Genomic DNA, 16,294 nt, shown 5'->3' with positions numbered 1-16,294 from the left:
TATGTTTTTCAATTTTAAACGAATAACTCTTTGCTTTACGATGATGGTAAATTTTACCATCATCGCGCAAGAAGTAGAAGCTATTAATAAAAAAGGGAGCATAGTAACCGTTAATAATAATACGGTCACTACTGCGTTTGCGGCACCCACAAACCCTGTTGAAAATGATGTTTGGTTAGATACTTCAGATAGTGAAAATACGAGACCTAAGATATGGACAGGCACAGTATGGGTAACCCTTGACTATACAGGCACTCCAGGATCTATTTTTTATACAGGATCTACCAATAATCCTACTCAAGATAACAACAATCTTTTTTGGGACACAGCCACTTCAAGCCTAGGTCTGGGAACGAATACTCCAGATGCCAGATTGGATGTAGAAGGTGGCACCGTTCGCTTCTCGGACTATGGCGGCGGTACTGTTACAGGAATAGCAACCAATATATTGGCGGTAGAGGCCGACGGCGATGTTGTTGAATTAGGCATTGCCAGCTTAGGAACGGACAACCAAACCGCAACCGAGGTAAACATCATAGATGTTGTGGACAATTTTATCGCAACCAATGTTGAAGATGCACTTACAGAGTTGTACACATCAATTAAAACTGTTGATAATGCGTGGGGTGTTCTAGGAAACTCAGGTACCGATGATAACGTTAATTTTATTGGTACTACAGATGATCAAGATTTAGTTTTTAAACGAAATAACGTTAATGCAGGTATATTAGATAGCGATAATGTAGCATTTGGTGTTTATTCATTGTCTTCTAATACTACAGGAAATGAGAATATAGCATTAGGTCTTAATGCACTTAGAGATAATACAACGGGAGATTACAATACTGGTGTAGGCTCAAATGCGCTGTATTCTAATACTACCGCAAATGAAAACACAGCGGTTGGTGCAAACGCGTTGTATTCAAATAAAACTGGTGCAAATAACACCGCAATGGGAGCAAATGCACTTAATGCAAACACAACAGCAAGTAATAATACGGCAGTTGGTGAAAATGCTTTGCTAGCAAATACTTCAGGAAGTAGTAATGTTGCCTTAGGAGTGTTAGCGCTTTCTACCAATAACGGGCATTATAATACGGCTACAGGAGCAAATGCTTTAGCCGGAAATACTACCGCAAGTTATAATACAGCCAATGGTTTTAATTCACTTAATGCAAATACAACAGGAAGTAGCAATACAGGGCTTGGTGCAAACTCGCTTTTTTCTAATTTAACAGGTGCTGGTAATACTGCATTGGGTGCAAATTCACTTAATAGTAATCTTTCAGGAGCTAATAATACAGCAACAGGAAGTGCTTCTCTTAGAGATAATACATCAGGAGCTAGCAATACCGCAACTGGCACAAATTCGCTTACTAATAATACTACAGGAAACCATAATGTAGCAAGTGGTACAAATTCACTTTTCTATAATACAACAGGAAGTGGTAATATAGCAAGCGGTGTAAATTCACTATTTAATAATATAACAGGAACTTATAATATCGCATTAGGGTTTGGCTCTCTTAATGGAAATATAGTTGGAAATTATAATATAGCTATAGGTGTAAATAGTTTGAGAATAAATAATGCGAGTTATAATACCGCAATAGGAGGTAGTGCTCTTTTTGATAATACCACAGGAATTGGTAATACTGCTTCTGGTTATAGTTCATTGCCAAATAATATCACAGGAAATTATAATACTGCCATGGGGTATTTAGCCTTAAATTTGAGTACAACAGGAGATAATAATACTAGCTTAGGTTATCATTCTTCTAGAGTATTAACAACGGGAAGCAGTAATATAGCTGTTGGCCACAGATCCTTAGACAATGTAACTACAGGAAGTAATAATATTGCAATAGGCTATTTGTCTAATGTTCCAAATGGACTATTAAGTAATCAAGTACGTATAGGTAATACTGCTGTTACATATGCAGGCGTGCAAGTAGCGTGGACTATTACATCTGATAGACGTTGGAAAAACACAATTAATGACTCTAATCTAGGTTTAGGTTTTATAAATGAATTACGTCCAGTTTCGTATTACCGAAATAATGATGAAAGTGCTAAACTTGAATATGGATTTATTGCTCAAGAATTAAAAAAAGCATTAAAAAATAATGGCGCAGAAAACAACGGAATTATATCTGAAGATGCAGAAGGTATGCTAAGCGTTAGATATAACGATTTAATAGCGCCAATGGTAAAAGCTATTCAAGAGCAAACAGAAGAAATTAAATTATTAAAAGAAGAGAAGGAGGCAACAAATAAGCGTTTGGAGGTTTTAGAACAGACAATTCTTGAGTTGCAAAACAATTAAATGATGTATAAATGTATAGTTATCTATTTCCTATTGGAGATGAATTCTATTTACGACCATAGTACGTTAGTATCACCTCAAAAATAAGTTATAGAAAGAATCAAGCAAGGTTATGCATAGAATAATTGCCCCGTTTTAGTGGTAAACTGCTATAACAGTATGTTCTTCTTTATCTTTTACAATTAAAGTATGTGAAAAAGGTTTTTCTATTTGTCGTTTATAGCAAGAACGGGAACATCTTCAAAATATCCTAAGCGGTCCAAAGTAGGTTTTCCAAACCCCATCCTTTCCCAAAATGTACGTTTCTTATTAATGTAACTTATCATATTACTACGCCTAATTTCAACGAAGCAATTTAAAGCAGTATTCATTTCTACATTGTGTATGATAGTGAAGTTGTGATCAATATTTTTGAAATATGTAGTCAGTAATGTTTTATTCCTTTTCTGCTCAGCATCCAACGCATCTGAATCTTCTAAGCTTAGCACCTGAATACTAGAGTTACTCAGTTTTGCTATTTCTGCCAAGTGTTTAATATCAAAAAAATTGAAGTCGTTTTTAAAGTCGGTAGCTAATACAATTTCTTTATTGGAATTAAAAATTGCATTTTTTGGAACTATGAGAACAGGACATTTTCTAATATTTTCTATAACGGATATAGCCATCTTACCGTAGTTTGCCATTCTTTTGTTGGTCGTTCCCTTTGCACCCATTATTAGGATGTCTATCTCCATATTCTCAATTATATCTTTTACGGCGTCTAGAAAGAGGGTGGAACGGGAAAGAACATGAAAACGATGTCTGGGGTTATCGTTTTCAAAGGTTAAACGGGTGAGAATTTCTCCAAGACCTTGTTTTGAACGTTTTTCAGATAGCTTGTTGAAAGCCTCGTCTGGATCTAAAAGAGTAAGACTATCCAACCCATGTGTATCTTTTGCATACGTGTTTAGGATATAAAAATCACAGTCTTTATTTTCATAGAGTTTGATAGCGTATTGAATAGCGTTCAACGAATACTTTGAAAAATCTGTTGGCAATAGTATCTTTTTCCCCATGATTGTTTTTTTTAATGTTCTTTATATTCAAATTGATTTACCAGACCAGCAGTCAAACTTCCTTTTCTTGTTTCTCTTTTTCGTTCTTTATTCTTTCCCTAATAACCTGTACAGTAAGTATTGATTTAGGGCTCATAATATTTTAAAATTTAGCTTTTCACATTCAAAAGAATTTGCGATAACACCATTCTTTTTAAAGTCCTATATCTTCTTATGTGCTCCAGGTAAACCAACCTATTTTTTTCATGCTTATGCAGATAGAAGGCATCACATTGCACAGTGTCACATTCTACTATATGGCGCATGTTGCTGCCATGGTTTTGTAATGTTCCTATTTGCGATTTGTTCTCTTTCTTTATTTCTTTTAGCTGTTGATAGAGTTGCGTGTTGTGCAGCATCCGTTCTTCAATATCTATCAGATAATCTAATTCCTCGTTTATATATTCAAGATCGTCCGTCCAATTAGTGACTTCTACTTTATCTTTTTCCATCATGATGCGGCTATCGGATTCATGCGGATAAAATGGTTCTATTGCGTTCATATGTTGTGTTTTTGACTCTTGTGTTCTTTCTATAGTTAACAGTTAGTAAATAGGAGCACTTGTAGGAGTAACTAATTAGGATTGGTAACTGTTATCTGTTTGATTTTCAGAAAATTATCACAATATTTTTAGGTTAATGCTATTAGAGACAAAGAGCATGCCTATAAACGGAACAGATATAATTATACTATTTAAAATACTGATTGTCAATGATTAATGAGTATTGTGAGGTGTGATAAAGCTATTTTAAGATGAGGAGAATTTACCCGGTTGATGAGTTTTGAACCATTGAATCAATTCAACTGGAAACTACTTATTCTTATGATTTTTCAGCTTTTCTTAGCTCAGAAAAGCAATCACCTAATCGAAGAACAAATGCATAATTACAAAATGAAAAAAGTAGAAGCAAAGGAATAATTTGGTGATTTTGTAAAATGAGTATAAGAGGTAGTGATAAAATACAGAAACAATCACTTGCAAACTTTTTCTTATAATTTTTAAATAAGAGTTACTAACCAAATGAAATTAAATAATAACTCAAAAAAAGCTCAATTTAGGAGTTCTTATAATCGGGAACTAGATATAGTATTTAATCTATCTAGCGCTTTAAATTGTATCTATTTTTCTTTTCTTAGACAACTCTCTAGAAGACAATTAGTTTACCCTTTTTTTTGATGGTTGTTAATAAAAGTCTGAAAACATTACTTTGATTTAAGAGAAATACGAGGAATAAAACAAGACCTTTATACTTCTTCTGAAGAAGAATTTTAAGATTCATTTCCTATGCAGATAACACACCTTATAAAAAGGGATTTTTCCAAGAAACCGTTTCAGTTATACAAAATAACTGAGGCTATTATGAAAGCCATGACGGCAGCGTCTCATGGTGGTCCTAACGATGCAGAACGTATAGCAAATAACGTTCACGCTTCACTCCTGGAACGAAGTGCGCTAGATAATAATTATGTACCTACGGTAGAAGAAGTGCAAGATTTTGTTGAAAACAGACTCATGGAAGGTGGGTTTTTTGACGTTGCCAAAGGATATATCTTGTATCGTAACGAGCAGGCTCAAAAAAGAAAGTCAAATATCTTTGAGAAGCGCATCAACTTAAAGCCGTACGAATATCCGCAGTTGTATGAATATGTTCCGGCTATTCGTCACTCATATTGGATACATACGGAATTTAATTTCACAAGTGATATTCAAGATTTTAAAACCGGACTTGAAGAATCGGAAAGAAGTGCTATCAAAAATACCATGTTGGCTATTTCCCAAATAGAAGTTGCTGTAAAAAGTTTCTGGGGAGATATCTACCATAAAATGCCTAAACCGGAAATTGGTTCGGTTGGAGCTACTTTTGCAGAAAGTGAAGTACGTCATGCAGATGCATATTCTCATTTACTTGAAATTTTAGGACTCAATGCAGAGTTTAAAAATTTAAAGAAGAAGCCGGTGATGATGAAGCGGGTGCAGTATCTAGAAACAGCACTTAAGAATGCAAAAAGTGTAGATAACAAGGAGTATGCAGAATCAATTTTGTTGTTTTCTTTGTTTATTGAGCATGTTTCTCTTTTCTCTCAGTTTTTGATCATAATGGCTTTCAACAAGCACAAGAATATGTTTAAGGGTATTTCTAACGTGGTTGAAGCTACCTCTAAGGAAGAACAGATTCATGGTGACTTTGGTATTGATGTTATTAAAATCATTAAGGATGAAAATCCAGATTGGTTTGATGAAGAATACAGCACTATGATACAAGATATGTGTCATGAAGCATTTATTGCCGAAAGTGAAATAGTAGATTGGATTTTTGAGCAAGGAGAATTAGACTTCTTGCCAAAAGCAGTGATAAATGAATTTATTAAAAACCGATTCAATAATTCTTTAAGTAGTATTGGAATTGACAAAATATTTGATGTCGATGAAAAACTATTGACGGAAACAGAATGGTTTGATGATGAAATTATAGGAACCAAACATGGCGATTTCTTTGTGAAGCGCTCTATCAATTATAGTAAAAGAACCCAAAGTATAACTAGTGACGACCTTTTCTAAATGAACGAATTAAACACTACCACCTCACAAATTAAAGAAACAATCTCAGAGCAAGACCAACTTGTGAACGCAAGAAAAGAAGCTCTTAAAAACACTAAGAATGAACCGAAAGGCGGTTTTGAGTGGCTTACCGACCACAGTCTTAACTTTTTAAACTCTGGATATTTAACCAAAGGCGTAACTGCTGAGCAACGTATTCGCGAAATCGCGGATAGAGCAGAACAGTTGTTAGACATGCCAGGTTTCTCCGACAAATTTTTTGGTTACATGTCAGAAGGGTTTTTCTCTTTGGCATCTCCGGTATGGTCAAACTTCGGAAAAGAAAGAGGGTTACCAATTAGTTGTTTTGGTTCGCATATAGGCGATGATATGGGTAATATTTTATATACCCAATCAGAAGTTGGTATGATGTCTAAAATGGGTGGAGGTACTTCTGGTTATTTTGGAAAAATAAGGCATCGTGGTGCTGAGGTAAAAAACAACGGTCAAGCTTCAGGAGCTGTGCATATTATGCAGCTTTTTGAATCTATGGTAGATGTTGTAAGTCAAGGTTCGGTTCGTCGTGGTCGTTTTTCACCATACTTGCCTATTGAGCATCCAGACATTATGGAGTTCTTAGAAATTGGTACGGAAGGAAATCCTATTCAGGAGCTTACCCATGGGGTAACGGTAACTGATGCATGGATGAAGGATATGATTGATGGCGATACGGATAAACGCTCTATTTGGGCTAAAGTATTGCAACGTAGAGGAGAGATGGGGTATCCATACATATTCTTTACCGATAATGCCAACAATGGTGCATCAGACGTATACAAAGAGAAAGATTTACCTATATATGCAAGTAACCTTTGTACAGAGATAATGTTACCATCAAACGATGATTGGTCGTTTGTATGTGTATTGTCTTCAGTAAACGTGTTGCATTATGATAAGTGGAAAGATACCGATGCAGTTGAAACAATGGTATATTTCTTAGATGCCGTTATTACTGAATTTATTGAAAAACTAGAAAGATACCGCGATTCTGATTCTCGTGAAGACAGACAGACTTTTCTTTTTATGGAACGTGCTTATAATTTTGCTAAAGATAACCGTGCCTTAGGTCTTGGTGTTTTAGGGTGGCACTCTTTGTTACAATCAAAAAGATTGCCTTTCAACAGTCAAGAAGCGTTTAACTTAAATAGTGAAATATTTAAGGGAATAAAGGAGAAATCATACAAGGCGTCAGAAGAGTTGGCAGCTAAGTTTGGTGAGCCAGCCGTTCTTAAAGGATATGGTAGACGTAATGCAACTTTAAATGCAGTAGCACCAACAACATCTTCAGCTTTTATTTTAGGACAGGTATCACAAGGTATTGAGCCAATTTGGTCAAATATTTATGTAAAGGATATTGCCAAAGTAAAGACGACTATCAAAAATCCATTTTTATTGGATTTATTGGAAGAAAAAGGAAAGAATACAACAGAGGTATGGCATAGTATTCGTGAACGCGATGGTTCTGTACAGCACTTGGAGTTCTTGACGGAACTAGAAAAAGATGTGTTCAAAACGTATTCTGAAATAGACCAGATGGATATTATCTATCAAGCGGCAAACCGTCAAAATCATATTGACCAAGGCCAATCGGTAAACATAATAGTGCATCCAGATATGCCAGTAAAAGAAATAAATAAGATTCATGTTACGGCATGGAAACTTGGGTTAAAATCTCTTTACTATCAGCATAGTATGAATGCAGCTCAAAAATTTAAGCAGAAAAAGGATTGCGCTAGTTGTGAGGCATAAGCTTCAAAGCATCGCTATCTAAGGCTTATATTTTACTTTATTAAAACCCAACCCTATTCTATAAATTAGAATAGGGTTGGGTTTTTTTATTTTTTATCCTGAGGTCTTTAATGAAATTTATTTTATGCTGTAGGAGAACGGCAGAAAAAATAAATACTTTTCTCGAAATACTCTTTTTTAACCACGGATTAGTGGTTTTTGAATGACCCTTTTATCTGGAGTTAAGAGACTGTTCTGAAATAAGTAATATTTTTTTTACTTCCCTACCAACTTCACTTGCCTGAAAAGTCGTTTCACTTCTACATTTGGTCATTTCACTTAATAAGGCCCTATTTCAAGAAATACATAGGCCTACATTTGTCTAAGAAGTTGAAAAAGAATTTTAAAAACATATATAATTAGAAATTATGAAAAAAGTAACAACAGTCTTAAGTATGGTATTTTTGGGAGCGTCATTTATGTCCTTTAGTGGAAAAGATGATTGCAAAACCGATTGTGATAGTCTAAGGGTAAAGGATATCACTTTTATAGAAGAGGAAGAGGAAATAGATTTAGGCCTTGACACGGCACTGTATTTGCCAGAAGGTTTTGATGCTTATGTAGGTATGGAGACGGTTTTGGATGATATTGATTTTATTGAAAAAGGAGAAGAAATTAATATCGGCTTTAACACCTTAAAATATTTGCCCAACGGTTTTAATGCCTATGACGGTATGGTGTTTAAAATGGATGATATTACCTTTATAGAAGAACAGGAAGAAATAAATTTAGGTTTGGATGTTCAGAACTATCTCCCTAAAAACTTTAATGCCTTTTCCAAATAAGGTTTAAATCAGCAATAATAGACTAGGCTTTCAATATTATTTGAAAGCCTATTTTGTTTTAAGAAACCACAACTTTGTGTGTATCCTTCGAAACAAAATTGATGTAAATTTGAAATAGTTCTTCCATACAGACTTTCCCATGGCTCTAAAACTAGTAAAACAATCTACTATTATCAAGATAGCCCTGCTACTTGCTATCTTGGCATCGCTACCAAAGACCATTTTTCTGTATGAAATGATAAGCCAAGGGAAATTTAGTTTTTCTGCGGAATGGGTTATGAATACGCTTTACCGCCTGATTTTCTCCTTTTCTTTCTCTTGGGCGATATTGGAGCTAAATGCGAACATCGGGTATGCAAAATTCAAATGGTCTACCAGAGTACGAATGGTGGTTTTGGTCTTGGCTAACCTTACAGTATTGGTAGCGGCCCTTACCTTGTTTAAATTTTTACACCCCGTTTTGTTAGATACCGAAATTACGGAGCGCGACAATGGCTTTTTAAAATTCACCTATGTCAATCTGTTGATTGCACAGTTTTTTATAGGGAGGATTTTGCGACTGCAAGCCGATAAACAAGAAAGCCGCATAGAAAACGAACATTTGAAGCAGGAGAGTTTGCAAAACGAGCTTATGGCGTTAAAAAACCAGATTGACCCGCACTTTTTGTTCAACTCTCTGAATTCATTGACCTCTCTTATTCGTGATAACGAAGAGGCCACGAAGTTTGTGAAAAAACTATCACACATGTACCGGTATATATTGCAGAGTGGGGAAGGCGATTTAACCAGTGTAAAAGAGGAACTTAAATTCCTGGAAAGTTACACGTACTTGATACGCACGAGATACCGAGACCGTTTTTCTATTGATATTAAAATAAAGAATGAATTTCTTGTGGAGAGGATACCACCTTTGGCCTTGCAACTGCTCGTTGAAAATGCCGTAAAACATAATGAGATTTCGGAAGCAAACCCTTTGTTGGTCAACATTTTTTCAAAGGAAGGTTCAATTTATGTAGAAAATGCCATCAGACCACGGAACACATTGGTCGAAGGGACAAAAAATGGACTATTGAACCTGAAAAAGAGATATTCATTGTTACGTAAACAAGAATTGACCGTACGTACCGAAAACGGTATCTTTAGTGTGGAACTTCCATTAAATAAAGTAACATGAAGGTGGTAATCATAGAGGATGAATTGGCAGCAAGCGATAATCTTACGTATCTGCTCCATACCATAGATAGTGATATTGAAATACTTAAGGTACTTGACTCTGTAAAATCTTCGGTAGCTTTTCTTTCAAAACCCCATGAGGCCGAATTGATTTTTATGGACATTCACCTTGCAGATGGGGTTTCGTTCGAAATTTTTGATAGGGTTGCAATAAATATCCCTGTAATATTTGCGACCGCCTATAACCAATATACCCTAAAAGCATTCAAGTTTAACAGTATTGATTATTTATTGAAACCTATAGATCAGGACGAACTTTCTGATGCGCTGCAACAATTTAAGGTTCAGAACAAGGAACAAGGAATTGCCGACCATCAGGTAAAAGGCTTGCTTGATTTGATAAAAACAAAGTCGAAAAGCTATAAATCCACTTTTTTGGTTAACTATCGCGAGGAGATGATTCCTCTAAAAACCATAAATATCGCCTATTTTAGAGTAGATACAGGAATTGTAAAAGGGATAACCTTAGATAATAAATCTTACAGTATGGACAACAAGCTGGAAGATATAGAAGAAGAATTGTCTCCTGAGGATTTTCATAGGGTCAATAGACAATTCTTGGTGAATAGAGAGGCTATTGTGAACATCAAACCCTATTTTAGTGGTAAACTTGTTGTGGTAGTAAACCCTGTTTGCGACGAGCGCATTATAGTCAGCAAGGCAAAAGCTACCGAATTTAAGGACTGGGTTGGTTCCTGATTTAAGCAGGATATTCTATTTAATCGGCTTTTGCCGTTAGGCTATTCATAGCTTATGAATACTACTTTATTCGGGCTATCTCATTTTTGTCGAATTTTTTCTACTCAATTTCCGCTATATTTTTTAAAATTTCATCGGTTTCTTGGGTGTAATTTTTAAGGGTAGTTAACCTCAATAAATGAAACATCTTTAATTGTGTGCCAAGACTTACTAATTTCCAAAAACAGTTCGGATTGCTAGGGTAGGGGATTTGAAATAAAAGGTTTTTTGCAAACTTATTATTTTTCTCGTGGTAGCCTGGAGAATACAGTATGGCGTATATATAATGCAAAATATCATTGGTGTAAAAGTTGTTCTTATATTCATCACGCACTTCGGGACTGTTTGCCATACACACATTGCCGGTTTCCTTTAATTCAATCATAAAATTCAACTTTAATTTTACTTCAATAGTTTTGGCAATTTTTGGGTCTAGGTCAAAACTTCTTTCCAAGGTGTTTTGTACGATTGATTTATTTTGCTGTTTCGGTTTCGGTTTTCCGATTTCCCAATACAGGTAAGCCATTTCTTTGGGAATGGAAAAACTCACTTCTATCTTTGTGGATTGGATTTTATTTTTTGAATCCATGATATTTATTTTATCGTTCACGCTTCAATTCTTTTTCCAGAGTTTTTGTTTTTTGGAAAAGAATATTTTTTTTCTAAATGGATACGAGCCAATAGGTCGTTTATAAATTATTGTAGATTACTATAGCACCGCACCTATATAGCTCTGCAGCAATCAACCATCTTTGAAAAGATGTGTTTATATATCAAAGCTAGTCAAAGATTCTGAAGTTTTGGTCAATGCTGACTTGGTGAAATATCGATATTCATTTTTAGAGTATGTATATATCCTTTTGTTTTGATCCTAGTTTTTGGACAAGGTTTTTCTGAACATAAATAAACCATAAACAAGTATCAATACGGTTGTGTCATATCTTTTGTAGGTGCTATTGCTCTTTATGAGTAGTCGGTAATAGGGTCCTGAATTCCAGAGATATTGTTTTGTAAATACGGATACTCAAAAGAGTATGGATAATGGCTTAGATAAGCTCGTAATTGCTGTTTCTGATGTTAGATGATATAAGGTTGAGAACCAATATTTAGTTTAAGATAATAAGATGACTACCTCTGTGTAATGAATTTTGGAAAATATTTTCCAATCCAATTTAGACCCTATGAAAAAAGCCCTGAAACAATTTTGTTTCAGGGCTTTTTGCTTAGATTATGAAGGTCTTAAAGTGACCTGGCTGGGGCTCGAACCCAGGACCCTCTCCTTAAAAGGGAGATGCTCTACCAACTGAGCTACCAGGTCATAATGTCAAAAAAACTAATACGTGTTCAATTTAAATAAAAATCAGTTCACGTAAATAAATAAAAAAGCCTCTTTTTTTGCTGAAGAGGCTATTATTTATTTGGTGACCTGGCTGGGGCTCGAACCCAGGACCCTCTCCTTAAAAGGGAGATGCTCTACCAACTGAGCTACCAGGTCAATAACAAATCAGGATTGTTTCCCTCAATGCGGGTGCAAATATAAGTCGATTACTTTATTTTCCAAGCCCTTTTTAATATAAATTTATTTTTTTTTGAAAACCCCTGAAAATAAGCCACTTTTACATCAAAATAAAATTGTGAAAATAGTATTGTTGGGTTATATGGGGAGTGGTAAGAGCACAATTGGTAAATTGTTGTCCCATAAAAAAGGTTTGGAATTTATAGATCTTGATAATTATATAGAGGAGGCAGAGAACATGTCTGTTCCTGATATCTTTAAAAATAAAGGCGAGCTTTATTTTAGAAAGAAGGAATATGAATATCTTAACGAGGTACTTGCCCAAAAAGACGATTTTGTATTATCTACTGGTGGCGGTACGCCATGTTATGGAAATAACATACAAGCAATTCTAGAGAATACGGAAAATGCTTTCTATCTAAAAGTTTCCATACCTGAATTAACTAAACGTCTTTTAAAAGAGAAAGATGAGCGCCCCTTGGTAATGAACATCGCCGAAGATGAGTTACCCGAGTTTATAGGGAAACATCTTTTTGAACGAAGCTATTATTACAATCAAGCAAAAAAGGTTATTAGTTGTGATGCCAAAGACCCGCAAGAAATTGTAGCTGAAATGGAAGAGGCACTAGTCTAAATAGACCATATCATTTTTAGCTTGAAACTGTACGTGAACATGCTCTTGCAATGAAGTGGATAGGGAAATGCCTTTATAATCTGCTTTTACAGGATACTTTTTGTGATTCCTATTTACTAGAACCGCGGTCTTAAGTTGTTTGAGCGGTGTTTTTAAGAAATGGTGAACGCCATAAATTAGTGTTGTGCCAGAGTTAAGAACATCGTCAACTAAAACAATAGATTTATTTACGTATTCTGATTCTGGAATAGAGGTCTGTACGCCGCTTTTTAAAGGATTTGTTTTATCCATTAAAACCTTGCAAAGTGTAATCTCGGCATCGGTTACTTTTTTAAGAACACGTTGTAATTTTTTTGCAAAATTTAGACCCCCGCCATCAATACCTGCTATGATAATTTCCTTTTCTTCAACATTAGCCTCGTATATCTGGTAGGCAATGCGTTCTATCTTATGTTGAATTTGCTGGTGCGTAAGTATTTTATTTTCCATAAAGGGGTATTTTCATTTCAAAGATAGCCAACCAAGTATAAATTTGCTCTTTTTTATTCTATACTCTTTAAATCATCTGGAGTTGAATCTGGATCATCTAAATAGTCTTCAATATCACGACGGTCTTTCTTGGTGGGTCTTCCGGTTCCTTGCTTTCGGTAATGTTCTTTAGCTTGTTTTAAAAGCTCATTATGTTCAAAAGCTTCTTTTGGAGTGGTGTCCGTTCTATAAATAGATACCAATTTAGCGCCCACTCTGCTTTTTGGAATGTCTAAAACCGTAAGTTCAAGATTTATCTGATCCTTTCTTACGATAATTTTATCCATTGGGTACACTTCTCTGGACGGTTTGGCTACTTGTTCATTAATTCTAACCTGACCTTTTTTACAGGCTGTAGAAGCAATGTTTCGGGTCTTAAAGTAACGGGTACTCCACAAGTACTTATCAATTCGCATAACTATTAAAAATCTTTGTTAAGGCTCTCTACAAAAATAAGGGAAAATTGTATCTTGCCGGCTGTAAAAATGAATTGATGAAATTGAATCGAATAGTAGCCTTATCGGCGTTAGTAGTTGTATTAGGGTCTTGTAATAATGATGATGATGGTACTACCGTTGAACCTGCTCGCCCTTTAAGTGAGGTGTTGGCGGAAGATGAAGCGAAGATCCAAACATATCTTAAAACACATTATTACAATTACGAAGAATTTGAAAATCCGCCTGAAGATTTTGATTACAAAATTGAGGTGATGGAAATAGGTGAAGGGGATACTGATAAAGAGACGCTCTTGGAAAAGATGGTTCCAATTAAAGTGAGCGTACCCTCAAGTCATTTTTTAATTTCTGGAGAAGAAACTACTGTTGAGCATACAATGTATTTCCTAGATGCAAGACCAGGTGCTGGAGAAGGTTTAAAGGTTGCAGATTCTGCTTTTGTTCGCTATTCAGGAAATCTTATTGATGGTACTGTGTTTGATGAAAATAATGTAGACTTTCCACTCTGGTTTGATCTGGCTAGTCTGCAAGCACCGGCAACTTCAACAGTTACAGGAACTGCTGCAAGAGGTTTTTCAGAAGGAGCAGCCCTTATCAAAGGAGGTACGCCAGCGGTAGTCAACGAAGACGGTACATACTCAGTTGATGATTATGGTGTAGGAATGTTTATTTTTCCATCTGGATTAGGATATTATAATATAGTAAGAGGAACGATACCTGCTTATAGTCCGCTTATATTTAAGTTAGATATGTATGCTGTTAATCAAACAGATCATGATGGTGATGGTATTCCATCAATAGATGAGGACACGGATGGCGATGGTTATTTGTTTAATGATGATGCAGATGATGACGGTATTCCTGATTATTTAGATGCTGATTAAAAGAGAAAATTTTTTCAAATAAAAAAGAAAGCCCGAAACATAAGTTTCGGGCTTTCTTTTTATAATAACAGTTTCTTTATAACGTCAAAGATAAACTTACGATTAGTTGGTCTGGTCTAGTATCTACACGACTTGGGCCTAGCTCGGTAATATTAGTGTTAATAAAACTAGCTTCGTTACTGTTGAAGCCTCTTTCATATCTAATATCAATACCTAGTTTACCTAAATCTACTCCCGCACCTATATTGGCACCTACACTAAAATTGTTTTCAACATCATCTATAGAGATACCATCAAATTCAGTATCAAGAATATATTGAAACGAAGGACCTGCAAAAACACGTAACGGACCAATTACTTTAACGCCTACTAATAAAGGCATATCCAACTTGCTGATATCAAAATCATCACCGCTATAATCAGACTTAGTTTTGGTATACACCAATTCAGGTCTAAAGTAAATACGGTTTAAGCCAATCTTCCCGAAGAGGCCTACGTGGTAGCCCATTTTTCGGTCAGGGTCTTTAGAGGCATCGCCTATGGATTCAAAATAGTCACCGTTAGCGCTGTAGTTAAGACCGGCCTTAACACCAATTTTAACCAAATCTTTCTGCGAAAATGCAGCAATGCTTACTAAAGCAAAAACTGCTGTAAGGAGTGTTTTTCTCATATGTTCTCGTTTTTTAATACCACAACAGTATCAAAAACGATACCATTGTTATTTCCTTTTCAATACCTTTAAAACGGCCTTCTCAATAGCTTTATTGTTTAGTCCGTATTTCTCCATAAGTTGCTCTGGAGTTCCGCTTTCACCAAAAGTATCTTGCGTTGCAACAAACTCTTGTGGTACAGGATTATGAACAGTAAGGGTTCTAGCAACACTCTCGCCAAGTCCGCCTAAGAAATTATGCTCTTCTGCAGAAACAACACAACCTGTTTTTTTAACAGATTTTAATAAAGCTTCCTCATCAAAAGGTTTGATGGTGTGAAAGTTTATTACCTCTGCAGAGATACCTTGTTCCTCTAATCTTTCGGCAGCTATTAAAGCTTCCCAAACTAAATGTCCTGTAGCAATGATGGTAACATCTGTACCTTCACTAAGCATAAGGGCTTTACCAATTTCAAACTTTTGATCAACAGGGGTAAAGTTAGCTACTTTTGGTCTCCCAAAACGTAAGTAAACAGGGCCTTCATGTTCCGCTATTGCTAATGTAGCAGCTTTCGTCTGGTTAAAATCACAAGGGTTTATAACAGTCATGCCCGGAAGCATTTTCATCATACCTATGTCTTCTAAAATCTGGTGTGTAGCACCATCTTCACCAAGGGTTACACCTGCGTGAGATGCACATATTTTAACGTTTTTACCAGAGTAAGCAATAGATTGGCGAATCTGGTCGTAAACTCTACCTGTAGCAAAGTTGGCAAAAGTACTTGCAAAAGGAATTTTACCTCCAATAGTAAGACCGGCAGCAATACCCATCATGTTGGCCTCGGCAATACCTATTTGAAAGAATCTCTCTGGGTTCTCATCAATAAAAGGTTGGATTTTTAATGATCCAATTAAATCAGCACAAAGGGCTACGACATTAGGATTGGTTCTTCCCAACTCTGTCATGGCTTCTCCGTAGCCACTTCGAGTATCATTTTTTCCTTGATCTATATATTTTGTCATTTTGTTTCGTTTTTGTCGTTTCCGTCAAGCGGAAATCTAAA

At 35.6% G+C, this 16,294-nt stretch carries 15 protein-coding genes and 2 tRNA genes; 8 read left to right on the top strand and 9 right to left on the bottom strand.

The genetic code is table 11. The annotated features are described in order from the left end of the window. Positions 1-40: 40 nt before the first annotated feature. Positions 41-2,326: a tail fiber domain-containing protein gene (locus HW347_RS19000; RefSeq protein ID WP_214613317.1), complete on the top strand. Its 2,286-nt coding sequence runs from the start codon at positions 41-43 to the stop codon at positions 2,324-2,326. A 206-nt stretch (positions 2,327-2,532) separates the two neighbouring features. Here HW347_RS19000 and HW347_RS18995 read toward each other — a convergent pair whose 3' ends face one another. Both HW347_RS18995 and HW347_RS18990 read right to left on the bottom strand, forming a co-directional pair. After that, positions 2,533-3,381, bottom strand: a complete 849-nt coding sequence (locus HW347_RS18995; protein ID WP_214613316.1) for a universal stress protein — start codon at positions 3,379-3,381, stop codon at positions 2,533-2,535. A 149-nt stretch (positions 3,382-3,530) separates the two neighbouring features. Next, complete coding sequence (locus HW347_RS18990) at positions 3,531-3,923, bottom strand: hypothetical protein (RefSeq protein ID WP_155594277.1); 393 nt, start codon at positions 3,921-3,923, stop codon at positions 3,531-3,533. Positions 3,924-4,706: 783 nt separating this feature from the next. Between HW347_RS18990 and HW347_RS18985 the strand changes: the two genes are divergently transcribed. The 5 genes from HW347_RS18985 (at position 4,707) to HW347_RS18965 (ending at position 10,525) form a co-directional block, all read left to right on the top strand. Beyond that, positions 4,707-5,981: a ribonucleotide-diphosphate reductase subunit beta gene (locus tag HW347_RS18985; protein ID WP_214613315.1), complete on the top strand. Its 1,275-nt coding sequence runs from the start codon at positions 4,707-4,709 to the stop codon at positions 5,979-5,981. Continuing rightward, the gene (locus HW347_RS18980; protein ID WP_214613314.1) at positions 5,982-7,769 is read left to right on the top strand and encodes a ribonucleoside-diphosphate reductase subunit alpha; all 1,788 of its coding nucleotides are present in this window, start codon (positions 5,982-5,984) and stop codon (positions 7,767-7,769) included. A gap of 407 nt (positions 7,770-8,176) precedes the next feature. Beyond that, positions 8,177-8,593, top strand: coding sequence for a hypothetical protein (locus HW347_RS18975; RefSeq protein ID WP_214613313.1), 417 nt, complete (start codon positions 8,177-8,179; stop codon positions 8,591-8,593). A gap of 139 nt (positions 8,594-8,732) precedes the next feature. Then, entirely contained in the window at positions 8,733-9,767 is a 1,035-nt protein-coding gene (locus HW347_RS18970) for a sensor histidine kinase (protein WP_214613312.1), read from the top strand. Continuing rightward, positions 9,764-10,525, top strand: coding sequence for a LytR/AlgR family response regulator transcription factor (locus tag HW347_RS18965; RefSeq protein WP_214613311.1), 762 nt, complete (start codon positions 9,764-9,766; stop codon positions 10,523-10,525). Before HW347_RS18970 ends, HW347_RS18965 begins: the two co-directional genes overlap by 4 nt. A 100-nt stretch (positions 10,526-10,625) precedes the next feature. Here the strand turns inward: HW347_RS18965 and HW347_RS18960 are convergent, their stop codons facing one another. From HW347_RS18960 to HW347_RS18950, 3 genes are all read right to left on the bottom strand, one after another. Then, entirely contained in the window at positions 10,626-11,153 is a 528-nt protein-coding gene (locus HW347_RS18960; protein WP_214613310.1) for a type ISP restriction/modification enzyme, read from the bottom strand. A 656-nt stretch (positions 11,154-11,809) separates the two neighbouring features. Then, positions 11,810-11,882: transfer RNA gene (locus HW347_RS18955), tRNA-Lys, on the bottom strand. A 101-nt stretch (positions 11,883-11,983) separates the two neighbouring features. Continuing rightward, a tRNA-Lys gene (locus HW347_RS18950) sits at positions 11,984-12,059 on the bottom strand. Between the two features lie 139 nt (positions 12,060-12,198). On the opposite strand from HW347_RS18950, the gene HW347_RS18945 reads away from it, so the two are divergent. Continuing rightward, positions 12,199-12,714 (top strand): shikimate kinase, encoded by a 516-nt coding sequence (locus tag HW347_RS18945; RefSeq protein WP_214613309.1) that lies wholly within the window; start codon positions 12,199-12,201, stop codon positions 12,712-12,714. Here the strand turns inward: HW347_RS18945 and HW347_RS18940 are convergent. Further along, complete coding sequence (locus tag HW347_RS18940; protein WP_155594267.1) at positions 12,706-13,203, bottom strand: phosphoribosyltransferase family protein; 498 nt, start codon at positions 13,201-13,203, stop codon at positions 12,706-12,708. The genes HW347_RS18945 and HW347_RS18940 overlap by 9 nt on opposite strands. A gap of 53 nt (positions 13,204-13,256) precedes the next feature. Then, positions 13,257-13,658 (bottom strand): RNA-binding S4 domain-containing protein, encoded by a 402-nt coding sequence (locus HW347_RS18935; RefSeq protein WP_214613308.1) that lies wholly within the window; start codon positions 13,656-13,658, stop codon positions 13,257-13,259. A 77-nt stretch (positions 13,659-13,735) separates the two neighbouring features. Between HW347_RS18935 and HW347_RS18930 the strand changes: the two genes are divergently transcribed. After that, the gene (locus tag HW347_RS18930; protein WP_214613307.1) at positions 13,736-14,581 is read left to right on the top strand and encodes an FKBP-type peptidyl-prolyl cis-trans isomerase; all 846 of its coding nucleotides are present in this window, start codon (positions 13,736-13,738) and stop codon (positions 14,579-14,581) included. Positions 14,582-14,657: 76 nt separating this feature from the next. Here the strand turns inward: HW347_RS18930 and HW347_RS18925 are convergent, their stop codons facing one another. Both HW347_RS18925 and HW347_RS18920 read right to left on the bottom strand, forming a co-directional pair. Then, positions 14,658-15,251: a porin family protein gene (locus tag HW347_RS18925; RefSeq protein ID WP_214613306.1), complete on the bottom strand. Its 594-nt coding sequence runs from the start codon at positions 15,249-15,251 to the stop codon at positions 14,658-14,660. 48 nt (positions 15,252-15,299) lie between these two features. Beyond that, complete coding sequence (locus HW347_RS18920; protein WP_214613305.1) at positions 15,300-16,253, bottom strand: transketolase family protein; 954 nt, start codon at positions 16,251-16,253, stop codon at positions 15,300-15,302. Positions 16,254-16,294: the final 41 nt, after the last annotated feature.

It is taken from the genome of Zobellia barbeyronii, from assembly GCF_018603515.1.
In the GTDB taxonomy this organism is placed as follows: Bacteria; Bacteroidota; Bacteroidia; order Flavobacteriales; family Flavobacteriaceae; genus Zobellia; species Zobellia barbeyronii.
Note: the sequence above shows the minus strand (reverse complement) of the source record. Positions and strands in the feature narration are given on the sequence as shown.